Source organism: Azospirillum himalayense (assembly GCF_042657465.1).
Classification (GTDB): domain Bacteria; phylum Pseudomonadota; class Alphaproteobacteria; order Azospirillales; family Azospirillaceae; genus Azospirillum; species Azospirillum himalayense.
Genome location: NZ_JBHSLC010000062.1, coordinates 972 through 19,997, shown reverse-complemented (window position 1 = coordinate 19,997; position 19,026 = coordinate 972). Strand labels below are relative to the sequence as shown.

Below are 19,026 nucleotides of genomic sequence, written 5' to 3'. Positions count from 1 at the left end.
TGTCGGTCAGCACGATGCTGACCGGCACGTCCGAGCCCGCCGCGACGTCGGTGCCGCCGCTCGTCACCGTGAAGGTCGCGGTGTAGGTCGTCGCGTCGACTTTCGTCAGGTTGCCCAACGTGAAGCCGCCGATGGTGCTGCCGGCGCCCAGCGTGTAGGCGTCGCTGTCCGACGCCACGGTGATCGTCGCCGTCACCACGTCGCCGATCTTCATCACGGCGTCCGGGATCGACACCGTCGTGATCGACGGCGGCGTCGTGTCGGTGGGAGCCGGCGGCAGGGAGACGTAGGTGTCCGTACCGCTGAGCGTCAGCGTCTGGTAGGGGGTGTAGATGGTCTCGACACCGGACACGAAGACGGTGCCGGCGGTGTCGGTAATGGTCACCACATCGTTGCCGGTGCCGCCGATCACGGTTTCCAGCCCCTCGACCTGGACCGTGCTGCCACCGGCACCGAGATAGATGACGTCGGTACCCGCATTGCCGACGATGGTTTCGACGGCCGACACCGTCATCGTGGCGCCCCGGCTGGTTCTGACCGTCACCACGTCGTTGCCGGAACCGCCGATCAGCGTTTCCAGCGCCTCCACCTGGATGGTGTTGCCGCCGGTGCCGAGGACGACGACGTCGTTGCCCGCCTTGCCGACCACGGACTCGATCGCCGAAACCGCGAGGGTCATGCCGTCGTTGTTGAGCGCGACGATCAGGTCGTCGCCGGAACTGCCGATGATCGTCTCGACCAGCGACACCAGCATCGTGCTGCCGGTGGTGCTCCAGGGGATGGCCTGGTCGCCGACGATCGGGGTCCCGTCCCGGAGCGTGATGTTGACGACATCCTTGCCGCCGCCGCCGATCAGGGTGCTGAGGCTTGCCACCGTGATGGTGTTGCCGATGTCGAGGAGGATGGCGGCGCTACGGCCGCCGTTGCCGTTGACCGCGGCTCCGCCGACGATCGTTTCGATCGATGAGATGGCGACGGTGCCGCCGCCGGTCTGCAGATTGGCCGTACCGGACCTGAAGGCCAGCGTCGCGATATCGTTGCCGCTGCCGCCGATCAGGGTTTCCAGGAAGGCGATGCCGATCGTGTTGCCGCCGTTGGCCAGAATGACCGTATCGTTGCCGGCGGCCGCGGACCCGTTTCCGAGGACAAGCTCGATGCCCTGCAAGAACATCGTGTTGGTGCCACCCCCGATGGTGGCGATCATGTCCAGACCGTTGGTCCCGATCAGCGTCTCCATCAGGGACACCGCCATGGTGGTGCCCGTGGAGCCTGCGGCGTTGAGCCTGATGACGTCCTTGCCGGTGCTGCCGACGAGCGATTTCAGATACGCCACCGACATGGTGTTGCCGGTGGTGCCGGCCAAAGTGATGAGGGCGGTGCCGGTGGTCGCGCCGATGATCGTTTCGAGCGATTCCACCACCATGGTGGTGCCGGTGGTCGTCAACAGAACCCGGTCGTTGCCGGAACCGCCGATCAGCGTTTCGAGGGCCTGGACCGTGATCGTGTTGCCGCCAGTGCCGGCCAGCGTCACGACATCCTTCCTCTGGGCCGATGTGCCGCCGATGAGGCGATCAAGGTTGGAGACGGTCAGGGTCTGCCCTTGGGTGTTGAGCCGGACGCCTTGGGTGCTGCCGTTGCCAACGATCCCCGACCAGACCTCCGTCGAGGAGAACACGTAGTCCGCGCCAGCCGTGAGCGTCAGTGTTCCGCCAGCAGCCATCTCATCCCTCTTCCGTCAGCGTCTTTTTTAGGCTCTGCGGCCCTGGCAGCAGGAGCGTGGCGGCCCTTGTACGATTGGCCGCTACCTCTCAATAGTGAGGGGGCAAAGTTAATAACTTATATACGCTTACTTGCCCCAATCCCCCGAGTCGCTGAACCAGCATCCGCGCTGACTCAGGAAATCGATGTGCCCCATCGGCGTCGCGAAAACCCCATCATCGCGAGGTTGAGCTGTGGAAAGGCGCGACTTAATATTTACTGGAGACTTCGCCTAATCGCACTTCATTTGGTAAATATCCGAATCCAGTTAATACACTCCATGACAATGAGCGCATAAAAACAATTAATAATAAAAAGCAACGAAAACATCCGAAGATCGCCTCTGTGCGCGTGGGTTTCCCTTGCTTGCGCGGTCGCATCACGCGATCGCTGCCTTGTGGTCCGGACCGGAAGGCCCGGCCCATCCGTGCGACCTGCGCGATCGGTGGGGTGCCGGGCGATGACGCACCGCTTGGCGGACTGCGCAACCACAGCGGTGTGCGGTCACGGCATCGCCCTCAGGGGCGAGTGGTTGACAGCCGTGGGATTGAACGAGTCTATGATCGCAGCGTGGTCCTGCGGTTCGGCCACAGCGAACCAGGGGGACGCGCATGGGGAGGCGCTCCGGCTCGAACCGGACACCCCGGCCTTTCTCTTCAACGACGCCGTGGCCCTGCGCAAGGCGGGGCGCTTCAGGAACACGCTCGCGATGATCGAGCGGGCGTCGGCGGGCGGTACCGCCACTCCCGAGCTGCGGTGGGCCGAGCTGCGGTGGGAGCGGGCTCTCGCCCGGCTTCAGATCGGCGACTACGTGCACGGCTTCGGGGATTACGAAGCCCGGCGCGGGCTTGACTCCTACCATGACCGGCCGCCGTCGGAACGGGCCTGGAACAGTGGTCCGCTGGACGCGCGCGACCTGTTCCTGTTCGCCGAACAGGGATTCGGCGACTCGGGCCTGGCGGCGCGCTACGTGCCGCTGGTCAAGGCGCGGGGGTGGCCGGGTGCTGTACGACTGCCATCCGGAACTGCGCCGGGTGTTGTCGAGTCTGGGCGTCGATGCCGTCCTGCAACCGGTGACCCTGACCGTTCCGGAAGCCTCCCGCGAGAAGGCCGCCCATCGGCTCGGCGCGCCGGAGCCGGGCACCCTGCGCGTCGGGATCGTCTGGTCGGGCCGGGTGACCTTCGCCGACAACGGCCGGCGCGCCACCAGCCTCGCCCGGTTCCTGCGCTTCGCCGAGGTTCCCGGCGTCCGGCTCTACAGCCTTCAGAAGGGGCCGCCCGAGTCCGAACTCGCCGACAGCGGCGTCGCCGGCTCCCTGGTGACCCCGCTCGGTCCCGATCTGGACCCACGCGCGAGCCAGGACCGCCACATGTCGCGGTAAGCTGCCTCGACCGCTGCCGCAAAGCCCCGGTGGTCGTTGAGCGCCGAGCCTTCCATCCGCTCCCTCATGCCGCCGCGCAATGCGACGAGGCGCTCCGTGTCGCCGGCCAGGGCGACCGCCGCCTCGACGTATCCGTCCTCGTCCGTTGCGATGAACTCGGCCAGGCCGCATTGGGACAGCAGGCTGGCGCCCGCGCGCGCGACGTGGTGACCGCCGGCCAGCGTGATCACCGGCACCCCCATCCACAGCGCTTCGCAGGTGGTGGTGGTCCCGTTGTAGGGGAACGGGTCAAGACCGATGTCGATCCGGCCGTAGGCCCGCAGATGGGCGTCGACGCCGTCCATTGGGGGAAGCAGGTCGACACGGCCGGGGTCCACGCCGTGGCCGGCGAACCGCTGGAGATAGCGCGCACGCGTCGGCGGATCGTTGAAGGCGCGGCTCTTGAGGGTCAGGCGGGCGGAGGGCACGCGCGTCAGGATGGCCGACCAGACCCGCACCACCTCCGGCGTCACCTTGGCGGCGTTGTTGAAGGACCCGAAGGTCACGAAGCCGTTGGCCAGCGCCGGCGGTTCCTCGCGCGCGGCGGCAACGCGCAAGGGCTGGTAGGCGAGAAATCCCTTGGGCAGGCGGACCAGCCGCTCGGCGTGCCAGGCGTCGGTCAGGCCCGGCGGGTCGGCGACCGCGTCGGTCAGGCGGAAGTCGATCGCCGTCATGCCGGTGGTGTCGGGATAGCCCAGCCAGGCGACCTGGACCGGGGCCGGCTTGCGGGCGAACAGCAGCGGGCGGCTGCGCGCCGTGTGGCCGGCCAGATCGACCAGGATGTCGATGCGGTCGCGCCCGACCAGCGCGGTGGCGGCCGCGTCGTCCAGGCCATCCAGCGACCGCCACCCGTCTGCCAGACACTGCATGCGGTCGGTCACCGCATCGTGATGGTCCGAGGCGGCGTAGCAGAAAACCTCGATAGCCCCGCGGTCATGCTCGCGCAGAAGGGGTTCGATGAAATGGGCGCAGGCGTGGGCGCGGAAATCGGGCGAGACGTAGCCCACCCGCAGCCGGCGGCCGGGGGTGCGGTCGTTGGTGAAACGCTGATCCTGCGGCATCAGCGGCCGGGCGTGCCGCTCGTTCCAGTGCGCGTGGGCACGGGCGATGACCTCGGGCGGCACCCAGGGCGTGTAATGCAGGGCGAGCAGCAGGTTGGAATGCAGCAGGGCCAGATCGGGGTGACGCTCCATCCCGCCTTGGAAGACCGCGATGGCCTCGGTGATCCGCCCTTGCTCCTTCAGCGTCTCGCCCAGGTTGACGACGGGTTGCGGCAGGTCGGGTTGCGCCTGCATGGCCGCCCGGTAGCAGTCCACGGCGCGGCTCGATTCCCCGAGGTCGCGGTAGGCGTCGCCCATGTTGCTGTGGGCTCCGCCCATGCCGGGCTTCAGCCGCACCGCCCGGCGGTAGGCGGTGATCGCCCGGCCGGGCTCTCGCGCGGTCTTCAGGAGGTTGCCGGCGTTGAACCAGGCGTCGGCGTAGTCCGGGGACAGGGACAGCGCCACCCGCACCGCCTCCAGCGCATCCGCGGGCCGGTCAAGGTCGGCCAGCGCGCAGGAGAGGTTGCTGCGGATCGGCGCGTCATCCGGAAGCGCCGCGACGGCCCGGCGGTAACAGACGACGGCTTCGTCCCACCGCCCGGCGGCGCGGAGCAGGATGGCCAGGTTGTTGTTGGCGTGCGGGTGTCCGGGATCGTCGCGAAGAATCGCCCGGTAGCCCGCTTCGGCGGCGTCGAACCGGCCGGCCCGATGATGGTCCAAGGCGGCGGCGAAGCTCCGCACCGCCGCCGTTCCGGCCGGGTCCCCCGTCACCGCAGACCCGCGTCGTCGAGGATGGTGAGCAAGCGGTCCGCCGCACTCGCCCAGGTGAAGCCGTGCACCAGATGGTCGCGGGCCGATGGGAGGCCGGCGTCGCCGCCGCGGATGATGGCGGTCAGGATGTCCGCCGCGGCGTCCTCGTCCGGGTCCCACCAGTCGAGCCCGTGGAACGGCGCGTAGGGCTGATCGCTGTAGGGCAGGCGCGCGGGGCGGACGGCGGACGGGATCAGCCGGGCCACCCGGTCGTCGAGATAATCCATATAGGCCGAATGGCGCGGCGCGATCAGGCCCAGCCCCATCGCCCCGGCCTTGGAGAGGGGAAGGTCCCAGCCCTCCCCGTGCGACATGCTCCAGTAATGGGTTGCCGCCCGTATCAGCCCCGCCATGTCGGCGTCCGACAAGAGTTGATTGATCAGCACGACCGGCGCCGCGTCGGCCATCCGTTTCCCGATGGCGGCCTCCGTCCGGCGGACCAGCTCGCCGAGTTCCGCGGCGAAGGTGGGGCTGTTTCCCTTGCCCAGCTTCAGGATGAGCACCGCGTCGTCGGTGCGCGCCGTGCTCCGCAGCCAGACCCGCAACAGCCCGTCGATGTTCTTGCGGGGAATGAAGTCCGAGACGTTGAGGAAGCGGTGCCGATAGCTGGAGACCCGCTGCCCGCGCGGATCGACCAGGGTCGGCGCGGGGCCGCCGTCGGATTCCTCCGGATCGACGCCCAAGGGGCAGACCCGCAGACGATCCTCCGGATAGCCCTGCGCCGCCCAGGCCGTGCGGGACGATTCCGTGGGCACGATGACGAGGTCGCTGTGCTCGCACTGGCGCCGCCATGCCGGCGGGATCCGGGTTCCCTCGAACATCGAGAAGGTCACCGTGGCCAAGCCGGGCACCCGCTCGACCGCCAGGGGGATGAGGAAATTCACCACGGCCCTGGCGGGAACCGGCGGGTCGAGATCCTCGTCCCTCCAGGATTCGGGACCGATGATCCCGATCGCCTGGAGCGGCACGGCCCGCTTGCGCAGCGTCCGGATGAAGCGCTGGCAGAAATAGCCATAACCCGTGGCGCTTTCCAAGGCGCCGCGGACCACCAGTCCCTTGTGCAGTCCCTTTTGCGGTCCCGGCCCCGATCCGGAGGCGTGCGCCGCCGCAGCGGCGGCCCGGTACCGCCCGCAGCGTGCCAGGCCGTTGGCCGCCTCAGGGATGGTCGGGTCGAGCCGGAGCGCGCGGCGGAACACCCCGGCGGCCTCATCCACCCGCCCGAGCCGCAGCAACGTCTCGCCAAGCTGGACGTAAGGGAGGGCGCCCTCTGGTGCGCAGCCGATCGCCCGGCGCAGGCTCTGGCCCGCGGCCACGACGTCGCCGGCGAGCACCCGGACCAGACCGAGATTGTACCATTGCACGCTCGGGCCGGGGTCGAGGCGGGCGGCGCGCCGCAGGAACCGGACAGCCCCGTCCAGGTCCCCGGTTTCCTGCATCACCGTGCCCAACCGGCTGTGGACGGTCGCGGACTCCGGCTGCAACGCCGCCAGTCTGCGAAGGGTGCCCGCGGCGGCCGGCCATTCCCGGCGCTGGTGCAGGACGATGCCGAGGTTGGTCAGCGCGACGGCGTGGAGCGGATCGATGCGGACAGCGTCGCACAGGGCGTCCCTGGCTGCGCCGTCCTGGCCGGACGAGAACAGCGCGGCGCCGAGCAGGTTGAGCGCGTCGGGCCGCCCCGGCTCCGCCGCCAGCACGGCCCGGCAGGCGTCGATGGCCTCCGTCAGCCGCCCGGCGCCGTAAAGCCGGGACGCCGCTTCGATCCTGTCCGTCATGGCAGCCGTCATGACACCCCCGCGGGGCGCCGGGCGATCTGGGCGGCAATCCGGGCCATCACCCCGTCCCAGTCGTTCCGGCGCGTCATGCGGAACAGCCGGGTCGCCGGGTACCAGGGCGTGCGGTCGGGAAGGCGCATCCAACGCCAGTCCCCCAACCACGGCAAGGCCAGGAACACCGGACGCCCCATGGCGCCCGCGATGTGGGCGACCACGGAATCGCAGGCGACGATCAGGTCCAAGCCCTCGATGATCGCGGCCGTATCGACAAACCCTTCATCCTCGCCTTTCCCGTCCCTGCCCGGCAGCGAGACGATTCCCAGTCCCTCATCAGGCCTCTCCCACCAGCCGGGTCCGTCGGCCTTTTGCAGGCTGTACAGCCGCACCCCGGAAAGGTGCGACAAGCGCGCGAAGCGATCCAGCGGAATCGAGCGGTCGGCCCCCGCGGCGCGCCACTGGATGCCCACCCGGAACGCGTCCCGTTCCCCCGCATCGGCGATCCGCTGCCGCCAGAAGGCCGCACGGTGCGGATCGGCCCGCAGGTACGGAACGCCGCCGGGAATCGTCGCAACCGTCGTGCGGCAGCGGTGCGGAAGGCTCATCAGGGGCAGGTGGCAATCAGCCTCGGGAACCGGCTCGCCGCGCGCCACCAGCGCGTCGATGCCCGGAACACTGGCGAGGAGGCGCTTGAGCGGCGGCTGGCATTCGAAGACCGTGCGGGCGCCCATGGCCTTGAGCACGGCCATGTAGCGGATGAACTGCACGGTATCGCCGAACCCCTGCTCGAAATGGACCAGGATGGTCTTTCCGTCCAGAGGGCCGCCGTCCCACAGCGGCGTGCCGGGGCAGTCCCGGTTCCATTGCCAGACGGCTTGCCGGCTGCGCCATTCGTATTCGGGCGCGCCCTCCGCGAAGTTCCCGGCGGTGAGCAGGCTGACGCCGAGGTTCTTGTGATGCTCGGCGGAGGCCGGGTCAAGCCGGACGGCGCGCCGGTAGCTCACGGCCGCCTCCTCCGGCCGGCACAGGGACAGGATCGCCGCGCCCAGGTTGTTGTTGGCCGCCGCCGCACCCGGCTCCAGCAGCACGGCCAGCCGGTAGGCGGTTTCGGCCCGTTCGGGCTCGTCCACGGCCATCAGCGCGTTGCCGAGGCTGAAGGCCGCGTCCGGGTAACCGGGCCGCAACGCCACGAGCCGGAGAAGCGGCGCCACCGCCTCCCCGGCCAGACGGCGCTCGATCAGCAGCGCCGCCCACTGGAACAGCGTGTCGGCGTCGTCCGGCTGCAGGCGGAAGGCGGCCCGCAGCGCCACCGCCGCGCCGTCCAGGCGGCCGAGGCTGCGCAGGACCAACCCCAGGACGAACCAAGCCACCGGATGGTCCGGCCGGATCGCCACCGCCGTTCGGAAGGAGAGCGCCGCGTCCTCCAGCGATTCGGCTTCGACATGACGCAGTCCGGCGCCAAAGCATCGGCCGAACGCCTCGCCGGTTCCGTCGAACGTCCTTTCGATCACCCACCCTCTCCATCCACTTGGCCAATCTGGAAATGGGGCCCCAAAAATGAGCTTGGAAATGCCGCGACCGATGGTAACCATTTTCCCGATGAATTCACGCGCCGCACGCCTCCACGGATGACCCTCGCCCGGCACTTCGCGTCCCCCGCCGAGGCGCTGGGCTACGCCTTGACGCTGCATCAGAACGGCCGGCACGCCGATTGCGGCGCGGTGTGCCGCGCGATCCTGGCCGTCAGGCCCGACCACCACGGCGCCTCGTTCCTTCTGGGCGTCGCCGCCTTCGCGCTGGGTCGGGTCGAGGACTCGCACCGCCGCTTCGCCGTCACCATCGCCCTGAAGCCGGAATTGGCCGACGCCTGCTTCAACATGGCGCTGCTGCTGCGGCGCCGGGCCCGCCTTTCCGAAGCGGCGGCGCTTCAGGCGCGGGCGCTCCGGCTGGCCTCCTCACCGGCCCCCGGCCAGATCGATGCCGGGCAGGTCACCACTCTGGGCGCGATGCTCCGCGAGTTGGGCCGGACCGCGGCGGCACGCGCCGTTCTTCGCCGGGCGGTCGCGCAGGCGCCAGACGACGCCGAGGCATGGCGCGAGTCCGGCCACGCGCTGCGCGACGGGGGCGACCTGGGCGCGGCGGCGGCCGCCTACGGGCGGGCATACCGGCTCGCTCCCGGCCGCACCGAATCCCTCGGCGACCGGCTGTTCGCCGCCCTGTCACAGTGCGACTGGAGCGATTACGATGATCTGTGCCGGCAGGTCCTGGCGGTCATCGACAGCGGCCGGGGGGTTGCCCTGCCGCTGCTCACCCTGATGATCGACACCAGCGTGGCGCAGCAGGACCGCGCCGCCCGCCACTTCCACCGCGCGGTGGTGCAACCGGCGGCGCTTCTGCAAGCCGCGGCAGCCGTTCCAGCGGCGCACCCCCCCGGTGCTGATGGCCGGCTCACCGTCGCCTACCTCTCCGCCGACTTCCACGAGCACGCCACCGCCTATCTGGCGGCCGAGTTGTTTGAACTGCACGATCGCGACCGCTTCCGCGTCGTCGCCTGTTCCTACGGCCCCGACGACGGCAGCCCGACGCGCCGCCGGCTGGAGGCCGCCTTCGACGCCTTCCGCGACATCCGCGGCGCCGATCCGGACGAGGTGCGGGCGATGCTCGCGGCCGAGGGCGTCCACATCCTGGTGGATCTGAAGGGCTACACGCGGCACGTCCGCTTCGACCTTCTGGCGCGCCGGCTGGCGCCGGTTCAGGTCGCCTATCTCGGCTATCCCGGGACGATGGGCGGCGATGCCATGGACTATGTCATCGGCGACCGCTTCGTCACGCCGCCGGACCATCAGCCCCTTTACCGGGAGCAATTGGTGATCATGCCCGACTCCTATCAGGCCAACGACCGGCGCCGGCCGCTGGACGCGCCCGTGCCGGACCGCGCCGCCTGCGGCCTGCCTTCGGACGGCTTCGTCTTTTGCGCGTTCAACGCACCGTTCAAAATCACCCCGTCCATGTTCGGGGTGTGGATGAGCGTGCTGGCGCGGGTGCCGGGGAGCGTGCTGTGGTTGCAGCAGGCCGGCCGGGAAGGCGCCGGCAACCTGCGGCGCGAGGCGGCGCGGCGCGGGGTCGATCCCGGCCGTCTGATCTTCGCCCCCCACAAGCCGCAGGCCGAGCACCTCGCCCGCTACCGCTTGGCCGACCTGTTTCTCGACAGCTTTCCCTACACGGGCCACACCACCGTTTCGGATGCCTTGTGGATGGGCGTGCCGGTGGTGACCCGGATGGGCGAAACCTTCGCGTCCCGCGTCGCCGCCAGCCTGCTGAACGCCGCCAGCCTGCCCGAGACGGTCACCACCACGGCCGACGAGTATGAGGCGCTGGCGGTGCGGCTGGCCGGCGATCCGGCGACGCTCGCCGGCTTCCGCCGCCGCCTTGCCGCCGCGCGGGCGACGGCCCCGCTGTTCGACAGCCCCCGCTTCACCCGCCACCTGGAACATGCCTACCGGACGATGTGGGACCGGCACGCCGCCGGCCTGCTGCCCGAGTCCTTCACAGTGCCGCCCCTGTAGCCGCCACCTGTTCCAGCGCCGCCCGCACGGCGGCGGCGACGGACGCCCAGTCGCCCGGCACCGCCTGCCGAAACAGGCGCATGGTCGGGTACCAGGGGGTGGTGTCGCCACGGTCCAACCAGCGCCAGTCGGCGCTGTCCGGCAGCAGCGTCCAGACCGGGCGTCCGAGCGCCCCCGCCAGATGGGCCGGCGCCGTGCAGGAACTGATGACGAGGTCGAGGTTGGCCATGATCGCCGCGGTGTCGGCGAAGTCCGCGATCTCCGCACCGAGGTCCGTGAAAGACGGCGGCAGCGGTGCGCCTGCCTCCAGATCCTGGCGGCCCGGTCCTTTCTGCAGGCCGAAGAACGCGACACCCGGAACATCGAGCAGCGGCCGCAGGACGTCCAGGCCCGGCGAGCGCCGGCGGTCGTCCTTGAACTCGGAATTGCCGGCCCACACCAGCCCCACCCGCAACCGCGCCGCTGGCCCCACGGCCGGCGGATGCGGACCCAACCGCGCCCGCCAGAATTCGACCCGTTCCGGTTCGGCGTGCAGGTAGGGGACCTCGGCCGGGACGGTTGCCAGCGTGGTGCCGAGCCGGTGCGGCAGGCTCAGCAACGCGGCATGGGAGTCGTGCGGCGGCGGCTGATCGGACCGTCCGACGACCCCGTCCACGCCGGGGAGCGTGGTGAACAGGCGGACGAGCAGGTCGTGGCACTCGACGATCACGCGGGCACCCTGGCGGCACAACAATGGCGCGTAGCGGACGAACTGGATGCCGTCGCCGAGCCCTTGCTCGTCATGCAGCAGGAGCGTGAGGCCGTCCGGGTTCCCGCCGTCCCAGACCGGTGTCGGCAGGCCGCGCGGCGTGACCTGACGGTCGGCCAGACGGGTGCGCCACTCGTATTCCCGGAACCCCGCCTCCAGTTCGCCCCTGAGCAGCAGGCAGGTGCCCAGCAAGGTGTGTGCCTCGGCGTGGCCGGGATCGCGCTCGAGGACGCGCCGGCACTGGGCCTCCGCCTCCTCGATCCGCCGCAGTTTGCCGAGCACCAGACCGAGGTTCAGCCGGGCCGACGTGAAGTCCGGGTCGATCGCCACCGCCCGGTTCAGGATGCGGGCCGCCTCCTCGTCCCGTCCGATCTGAAGGGAGAGCGCGAGACCCAGGTTGCTGAGCACGCCGGGCTCGGCAGGCGCCAGCGCCAGCGCCCGGCGGCCGGCGCCGACCGCCTCGTCGTGGCGGCCCAGATTCTTGAGTGCGATGCCCAGGTTGGCCCGGACGCGATGGTCGTCGGGCGCGAGGCGGATCAGGTCCCGCAGCACGCTCTCCGCTTCACCGTGGCGTTGGCGCATCAGCAGCGCGTGGGCGAGATGAAAGCGGTGGAAGGTGCCGATTGGGTCGAGGACGACACAGCGGCGCAGCGGTCCGATCGCCTCCTCCTGCGCGTTGTCGCCGATCCGATCCATCGCCAGCGCATGGAACGCGTCGATGGACGCGGGGTCGAGGACCACCGCAAGACGGCGGTCCGACCCGGAGTCCTCAACCGCTTCCTCCGGGATTGGCGGCCGGGCGTCCGGAGACATCCAGCCGAGAGTGCGGAAATGGTCGATCCGCTCGCGGATCAGCCGGGGGAAGCCGGCGTCGATGGGGACGGGCGCAAGCGACGTCCACATGCCGGGAACGGCACCGGCGTCGAAGCGTCCGGTGGCGTAGAAGCGGTCCAGCCGTTCCCGGTTCGCCGCCGGGTCGCGATCGAACGCCGCGATCATCTCGCGATGCGCAAAGGCTTGCAGCTTGGCGCGGAAGCGCTCGATTCCGCCCATCCAGGTGAAGTGCCAGCCGGCGTCCGGGACGACCCGCCCGTGCCCCAGCTTGGCCAGGTAGCGGGCGCGGTTGGCGCCGATCCGGCGGATCAGCTCCCACGGGGCGGCGGCCACCGACACCCAGGGGTCCGGCGATTTGAGGTCGAGGAAATAGAGGAAGATGTCGAGGTGGGGGGCAAACAGGGAGAGGCCGTCGTTCGGTTCCCGGCGCAGCCGCTCCATCACCCAGGGCCGGAGGATTTCATCGGCGTCCGAGATGACGATCATGTCCGTCGGGCCGCAGCCGTCGAGCCCGCGGATGATCGCGTCGCGCTGGTGGGCCTCGCGCTGCCACGCGAAGCCGCCGGGATCATCGGCGACGACGACGTGAATGATCTTGTCGGCATAGGCCGCGAAGCGCCCGCGGTTTTCCGCGTAGTGGAGGGGCTTGGGATCGCCGGCGTGGGTGAAGGTCGCTTCGACCAGGACGAAGCGGTCGACCACCGCATGCAGCTCGGCCAGCCGCACCTCCAGGAGGTCCAGCTCGTTGCAGAACTGGAAGCAGTCGTAGAGTCGACGCCCGCCGGGTGGCGGGGCCGCGGGCGGCGGCGTGTCCGTCAGCGTCGTGACATAGGTGAACCAGGCGTCGAACCCGCGCAGCGTCGTCCAGACGGCCGACCGGTTTTCCTCCGTGTTGTGGTCGAGCCGCAACGACTGCTCGATCAGAGCGATCAGCGCCCGCGCCTCCGCCCGCCAAGTGTGTTCCCCGTCGGCCGGTGGACGGGCGTTCAGGTGGGTGCCCAGCGCGCCCATCAGGCGCTGCTGCGCTTCGGCCAGATTGGCGGTGACGGCCGCCGACGCCTTGCCCGGTGCGGTGCCGCTCATCAGGTCCGCCTTCAGTTCGGCGAGCCACGCCAGCCAATCCCCGGCCAGCCCGGCCCAGCTCATCCCGGCGGTGACGTGGTCCACCTGCTCGCGAAGTCGGCGGCCGGTGGTCGCCCGATCGTCGCGCCACTGGACGAGGGCGGTGCTGGCAGCGTCGGCGAAGCGGGCGGCGTGCTCCGCCGGATCCTCCGGGGCCGGGATCAGCCGGGCGAAGCCGGCCGTGGTCTCCGGCAATGCCCCCAGCGCGCTGGACACGACCAGGCACCCGGCGGCCAGCGCCTCCATGACGGCGATGCAGGACGTCTCGGCGAAGCGGTTCGGGTAGGCGAGGCACGTCGCGTCGCGCAACGCCTCCGCCAGATCCCCTTGGGAGACCGCCCCCACATAGTCCACGCCCACGGTGTCGCGGCAGCGCTGGTAGAGGGCACCGTAGGGGTCCTGGCTCGCGGGGACCTGATAGCCTTCCAGGCTGGAGAACACCCGGACGGTGGTTCCGGGAATCGCCGCCCGAAGGCGGGGAACGCTGTCGAGCAGCACCTCGAGGCCGCGGAAGGGTGTGCTGGTGTAGGCCAGAACCGGTGGCCAGGGCTTCGCCGCCACGATGTCCGCCCCCGCCGGGAACAGGCTGGAAAAGGCCGGTGCGATGCCGTTGCGCAGGACCCGGCAGAGTCGGCGGTCGAGGCCGAACGCTTTGAGGTAGCCGTCCATCTGCCAGCGGCTCACGAAGGCGTAGCCATCCCAGCAGGCGCGCGCCTGCGGCTCCGCGAGGCACTGCGCGGCGGGTTGGTCGACGGCGTGCTGCATCCACAGGATCAACTTCCGGCCGCCGTCGAGGGTCGCGCGCAGGCGGGTCAGCGCATCCGTCGGGCAGCCGTTGAGCAGCACCACGACGTCGAAGGCACGCATGCCCTCCCAGGGCATCGCGGCGGCAGGAAGGCAGCGCACCCCGCGCACCACGCCGGGTGTCCGGGTGCCGTTGACCAGCGTGACCTCCGGGCCGGCGGCGGCCAAAGCCTCCGCGAGGTAGCACAGGGCCGATTGCGAACCGCCGAGAGGGTGCAGGCGTGGCGTGTCCGGCGTGTAGTCCCCACCCGCCGGGTCGAGAAAGGCGATCTTGACGGTCATGCTGGCTCGCGCTGGCTGGCTCGCACTGGACGGCGGCTCACGCTGTGTATCAGCGTCCGCGTTCTGCTATCCTACCATCCAGGGCCATGAGCATGAAGGCCATGGCATGAAAGGATGTGCGGCGCGTGACGGAGTTGGCAGCGGTGGGCGTCGGCAAGCCGTGCGTGGAACAGAATCTGGCGCTGACGTGGCAGCTTTCGGAGGTTCACGGCTGGGGTCTGGTCGGCGTCCACACGACGTTGCATCTGATCGATCGGGGACGGCCGCCACTCCTGCTGGAAAAACCGCTTCTGTCCACCATGCGGCCGGAGAACCGGGAAAAGCTGGAAGTCCTGATGGACAGCCACCAGCAGATCACCGCCATCGCTGAGCGGTCGGGCAACCGGATGCTCGGCCTCAACGACTGCACCGTCCTGCACGCGCTCGGCAACGGCTTCGTCGCGGGTCCGCTCTCCGCCCGGTTCCGCGGCAGCCGCAACGTCGGGGTCATCGCCTTCGAGGACACCCTGTTCGACCAGGACACGCTCCAACGCGCGCGGAGCTACGACAAGCTCGTAGTCCATTCGGAGTACAACAGGGCCCTGCTGGCCGAACAGGGCATCACCGACGTCGCCTGCGCCTTCCAGGGCGTGGACCCGGACGAGCTGGCGCCGGTCCCCCCGGCCCGGCGTTTCGGCGACCGCTTCGTCGTCTTCTCGGGTGGGAAGGTGGAGTTCCGCAAGGGGCAGGACATCGTGCTGGCCGCCTTCCGCCGGTTCCATGAGCGCCATCCCGACGCGCTGCTGGTCACCGCCTGGCATAACCCCTGGCCGCACACCTCCGCCGACATCGCGGAATCCCCCCTGGTGCCGGCCGCCCCCGCCGTGGGGGATAACGGCAAGCTGCGCATCGTGGAGTGGGCGATGGCCTGCGGCGTGCCGCCGGAGGGCTTCGTCGACATGGGCTTTCTCGGACGCAGCCAGATCCCCGCCATTCTGGCGGAATGCCACGCCGCCATCTTTCCAAACCGCTGCGAAGGGGCGACCAACCTCGTCGCCATGGAAGCGATGGCCTGCGGCGTGCCGGTCATCCTGTCAGCCAACACCGGCCACCTCGACCTGATCCGGGACGGCGCCTGCCTGCCGCTGCGCCACCAGGACCCGGTGACCGACCCCGAATCAGGTCGAGGTGGCCGGCGCCGCGGTTGGGGGGAATCGTCCGTCGAGGAGACCGTCGCCCACCTCGAAACCCTCTACACCGACCGCGCCGCTGCCCGCTCCCGCGCCGACAGGGCGCGGGCCTTCCTGCGCGGTGAGCGGACCTGGAGCGCCTTTGCTGGAACCTTCGTGACGGCGGTGGCCTAGGGATGTCGCGGGATAATAAGGACCCCGGCGGCGCCCCACCATACCGGCGGGCGCTCGCAACCGATCCGGCGGATGCGGTCGCGTGGCAGCACGCCGCGCACGCCGCCCGCGCGACGGGTGATGGCCTGCGGGCGATCGGGCTTTTCGTCCGGGCCGCCCGGCTGCACGGTGATCATGAGGCGCTCCGCCGGCAGATCGGCGAGCCCCTGAGCCTCGCCGCCAGCCGGGCCTTGAGGCGCGTCCAGGAGGGGGCGGCCGACGACGCGGCGGCGTTGCTGGAACCGCTGGCGCGCATCGTGCCGCCACAAGGCGACCTCGCCCGCGCCCTGGGCATCGTGCGGCTGGTCCAGGGCCGCGACGCGGAGGCCGAACGGCTGCACGCGGCGGCGGGTTTCGAGGATTGCGGGTTGGGCATGGCCTTGCGGGGGATCGCGCGCCACAAGGCCGATACCGACGTTCTCGGCACCGTGGTGATCCCCGCGCACCGGATGGAGGACACCATCGAGCGGGCGCTCGACAGCGTCGCCGCGGCGGCCCGCTTCTACCGCGAGACGGTGCGGGACCCACGGACGCAGGTCCATGTGTGCGTCGTCGACGATGCATCCCCCGACGAAACGGCGTCGCGGGTCCTGCGCTGGGCGCGGGATCATCCGGAGCAGAGCGTGGCGCTGATCGCGAACAACCACAACCGGGGGGCGGGCCGGTCGCGCAACATCGGCGCCGCTGCGGGGCTTGGCCGGTACATCTGGTTTCTGGACGCCGACGATTACTTTTTCGAGCGGCACCTCGTACTGACGGCAACAGCGCTGGACCTCAACCTCGATGCCGGATTCGTCCGCACCGGGATGCACTTCGACACCATCGACCATGAGGTCACGCCTGAGTGGCGCGAGGCGTCGGAGCTCAGCTACCCGTGCAATCTCTGCGTACGGCGCGTCTGCCACGATATGATCGGCGGCTTCCCGGAGGAGGCGCCGTTCCACCCGGCCGTGGCCGACGACGTGGCCTACGGCCGGGCGCTCCACAGCATGTTCGGCGGAATCAGGATCGCAGAGAAGACAGTCCACTATACGATGCGGGCGGACAACGCCCTGGCGCGGCAGCGCTTGGCGATGACCGGCGCCGCCAGGCCGGCGGAGGCGCCCGATTCCCGCTTCGTGGCGATCGAAATCCTGACCCACCGCCGCATCCACGCGCTGAACGCCAAGCGGTTCGCTCTTCTGCGCGACGGCGGCTGGAACGGGCCGCCGTTCTTCACGGCACAGGGGGGAACGGAGGGTCCGCCTCCGGCCCTGGCCGCTGCCCCTTCGGAAAAGCGGGACACCCCGCGCGCCATCGACTTCGTCGCGGTAGGGAAGGACGCCATCCAGGCCGGGCAACTCGACCGCGCCATCGTCGCGCTGACCCGCGCGGCCGCCGAGGACCCCGGCCGCACCGAAGCCTGGTTCGAGTTGGGATTGCTCGCGCACCGGCTCAAGCGCGACCGGCTTGCCCTGACCGCCTTCCGGGCGGTGGTGGGTCTTCATCCCGCCGCGGCCGCCGCGTGGTGCAATCTCGGCTCCATGCTGTTCGACGCCGACGCCCATGCCCAGGCCGCTCCCCGGCTGCGCCGGGCCCTGGTGCTCCAGCCAAGCCTCACCAACGCCCAGTGGCTGCTGGGCCGCGCGAACCGGCGGCTGGGGCAGGCCGAACAGGGGTGGCGGGACCTGGGGCGGGCGCTCCGGCTGGACCCGATGCGACCCGACCTCAACGCGGACTGCGCGGACGCCGCCCTGAGCCTCGGCCATGGAGCGGTCGCGGCGGAGCACGCCCGCCGGGCGCTGCGGCTCAGCCCCGAGCTGTACAGCGGCCATGCGGCGCTGGCCGGAGCCCTGGAATCGCTTGGCCGCCTCGACGAGGCACTGGTGGCCTGGGAGCGGGCGATCCACTGCAACCCCGGCTTCGGCGATGCCTTCACGCGCCGCGCGGTGTCCCTGCTGACGCGCCGATGGGGAGCACCACCGGTTCCCGCCCCGGCGGGAGGGCCGGGCCGCCGCCTCGCCGCGACGTCCCTCGGGCGCAACGGGCGGTTCGGCAACCAGCTTCTCCAGTACGGCGCATTGCGACTCTACGCCGCCCGGCACGGTCTCACCCTGGAGGTTCCTCCCTGGCTCGGCCGCCACCTGTACGACCACGACGATCCCCTGCCCGGTCCGGCGCTGCCGCGCGTGGCAGAAGCGGACGGGGAAGCCGCCCTGACCGCCTCCCTCCTCGGCGGGCGCGCCCCAGAGCTGGCCGATCATGACGTGTCCGGCTATTTCTGCGGCGACACCTCGCCCCTGGCGCCGTTCAAGGAGGAATTCCGCGCGCTGTTCACGCCGGGCCGCCACCTCCGGCCCCACGCGGACGCGCTGCTCGGCCGTCTGCACGACGCCGGCCACACGGTCGTGGCGCTGCACCTGCGGCGCGGGGATTTCGGTTGGGGGCGGTTCTGGATCGCCCCGGTGTCCTGGTACCTGCGCTGGCTGGAGAGCGTGTGGCCGACGCTCGACCGTCCGCTCCTGTACATCGCCACCGACGACCCCGCCCAGGTGCGGGCCTTCGCCGCCTACCGCCCCGTCACCGCCCGCGATCTCGCCGAGCCGATCGCCGGCGCGGAGTTCTTCGCCGATTTCCATGTCCTCTGCCACGCCGATCGGGTCGCCATCTCCAACAGCTCCTTTTCCTTCGTCGCGACCATGCTGAACCGCAACGCCGCGGGTTTCCATCGGCCGGAGCCGACGCGCCAGGCCCTGGTGCCCTACGATCCCTGGGCAGCCCCGGTCCTGATCTGATCGACGTTTCGAAAGCACGGACAAGGCACGGACGCATGGCCCTCCCCTCCAAAGCCGCCCCCGATCGGCCCAGCCCCGCGGCGCTCGTCGCGGCGGGCCTTGCCCACCACGGCGCCGGCCGGCTGGCTGAAGCGGAAGGGGCGTACCGGCGGGTTCTCGCCGACCACCCCCGTCACCCCGATGCCCTGCATCTGCTGGGCGCGCTGGCGCTTCAGGGCGGCAAGCCGGCGGAGGCCGTGGCGTGGATGACCCAGGCCATCCGCTCAGCCCCCGACAACGCGGCCTGCTTCTCCAACCTTGCCAGCGCGCTGCGGCGGCTCGGCCGGCGCGACGAGGCACTGGCATCCTGCCGGCGCGCCCTGGCGCTGGACGCCGGCTCCGGCGACGCGCTCAACAACGTCGCGAACGTGCTGTCGGACCAGGGCCGGCACGCCGAAGCCGCGACCGCTCTGCACCGGCTGCTTCGCCTCAAGCCGCAGCTGACCGAGCAGCGGCTGCTGCTCGCGCAGGCGCTCATCCTGGACGGCCGGGCCGAGGAGGCGATCGAGGAGTTGATGGTGCTCCTCGGCATGGCGCCGTCGTCGGTCGCCGCATACGCCAACCTGGGCATGGCCTGCCGCCGTCTCGGCCGGACCGGGGAGGCGATCCGCTACTACCGTTGCGCGCTCGGCTTCGCGCCGGGCGATCCCGGCGTCCTCAACAACCTGGGCGTTACA

General features: G+C 70.6%; 10 protein-coding genes. 5 read left to right on the top strand and 5 right to left on the bottom strand.

Translation table 11 applies throughout. From position 1 onward, the window contains the following. The coding region (locus tag ACFPMG_RS23550; RefSeq protein ID WP_376997655.1) for a beta strand repeat-containing protein at window positions 1-1,720 on the bottom strand (1,720 nt) is incomplete at its 3' end. A 1,039-nt stretch (window positions 1,721-2,759) separates the two neighbouring features. On the opposite strand from ACFPMG_RS23550, the gene ACFPMG_RS23545 reads away from it, so the two are divergent. After that, complete coding sequence (locus ACFPMG_RS23545; protein WP_376997654.1) at window positions 2,760-3,140, top strand: hypothetical protein; 381 nt, start codon at window positions 2,760-2,762, stop codon at window positions 3,138-3,140. Here the strand turns inward: ACFPMG_RS23545 and ACFPMG_RS23540 are convergent. From ACFPMG_RS23540 to ACFPMG_RS23530, 3 genes are read right to left on the bottom strand one after another with little or no spacing between them, the layout of a single operon-like run. Continuing rightward, window positions 3,023-4,990: an O-linked N-acetylglucosamine transferase, SPINDLY family protein gene (locus ACFPMG_RS23540; RefSeq protein WP_376997653.1), complete on the bottom strand. Its 1,968-nt coding sequence runs from the start codon at window positions 4,988-4,990 to the stop codon at window positions 3,023-3,025. The two genes, ACFPMG_RS23545 and ACFPMG_RS23540, sit on opposite strands and share 118 nt — an antisense overlap. Continuing rightward, on the bottom strand, window positions 4,987-6,801 hold the full coding sequence (locus ACFPMG_RS23535) for a tetratricopeptide repeat protein (RefSeq protein WP_376997651.1): 1,815 nt from the start codon (window positions 6,799-6,801) through the stop codon (window positions 4,987-4,989). The genes ACFPMG_RS23540 and ACFPMG_RS23535 overlap by 4 nt, the downstream gene beginning before the upstream one ends. Window positions 6,802-6,809: 8 nt before the next feature. Next, window positions 6,810-8,309 (bottom strand): tetratricopeptide repeat protein, encoded by a 1,500-nt coding sequence (locus tag ACFPMG_RS23530; protein ID WP_376997650.1) that lies wholly within the window; start codon window positions 8,307-8,309, stop codon window positions 6,810-6,812. A 117-nt stretch (window positions 8,310-8,426) separates the two neighbouring features. Here ACFPMG_RS23530 and ACFPMG_RS23525 point away from each other — a divergent pair, with 117 nt between their 5' ends. Beyond that, window positions 8,427-10,364, top strand: a complete 1,938-nt coding sequence (locus ACFPMG_RS23525) for an O-linked N-acetylglucosamine transferase, SPINDLY family protein (RefSeq protein ID WP_376997648.1) — start codon at window positions 8,427-8,429, stop codon at window positions 10,362-10,364. Here ACFPMG_RS23525 and ACFPMG_RS23520 read toward each other — a convergent pair. Further along, window positions 10,345-14,154 (bottom strand): tetratricopeptide repeat protein, encoded by a 3,810-nt coding sequence (locus ACFPMG_RS23520; RefSeq protein ID WP_376997647.1) that lies wholly within the window; start codon window positions 14,152-14,154, stop codon window positions 10,345-10,347. The two genes, ACFPMG_RS23525 and ACFPMG_RS23520, sit on opposite strands and share 20 nt — an antisense overlap. Window positions 14,155-14,279: 125 nt before the next feature. Between ACFPMG_RS23520 and ACFPMG_RS23515 the strand changes: the two genes are divergently transcribed. From ACFPMG_RS23515 to ACFPMG_RS23505, 3 genes are all read left to right on the top strand, one after another. Further along, a complete protein-coding gene (locus ACFPMG_RS23515; RefSeq protein WP_376997646.1) occupies window positions 14,280-15,497 on the top strand; it encodes a glycosyltransferase family 4 protein in 1,218 nt (405 codons plus the stop codon). Window positions 15,498-15,499: 2 nt separating this feature from the next. Further along, window positions 15,500-18,310, top strand: a complete 2,811-nt coding sequence (locus tag ACFPMG_RS23510) for a glycosyltransferase (RefSeq protein ID WP_376997645.1) — start codon at window positions 15,500-15,502, stop codon at window positions 18,308-18,310. A 35-nt stretch (window positions 18,311-18,345) separates the two neighbouring features. After that, the coding region (locus tag ACFPMG_RS23505; protein ID WP_376997644.1) for a tetratricopeptide repeat protein at window positions 18,346-19,026 on the top strand (681 nt) is incomplete at its 3' end.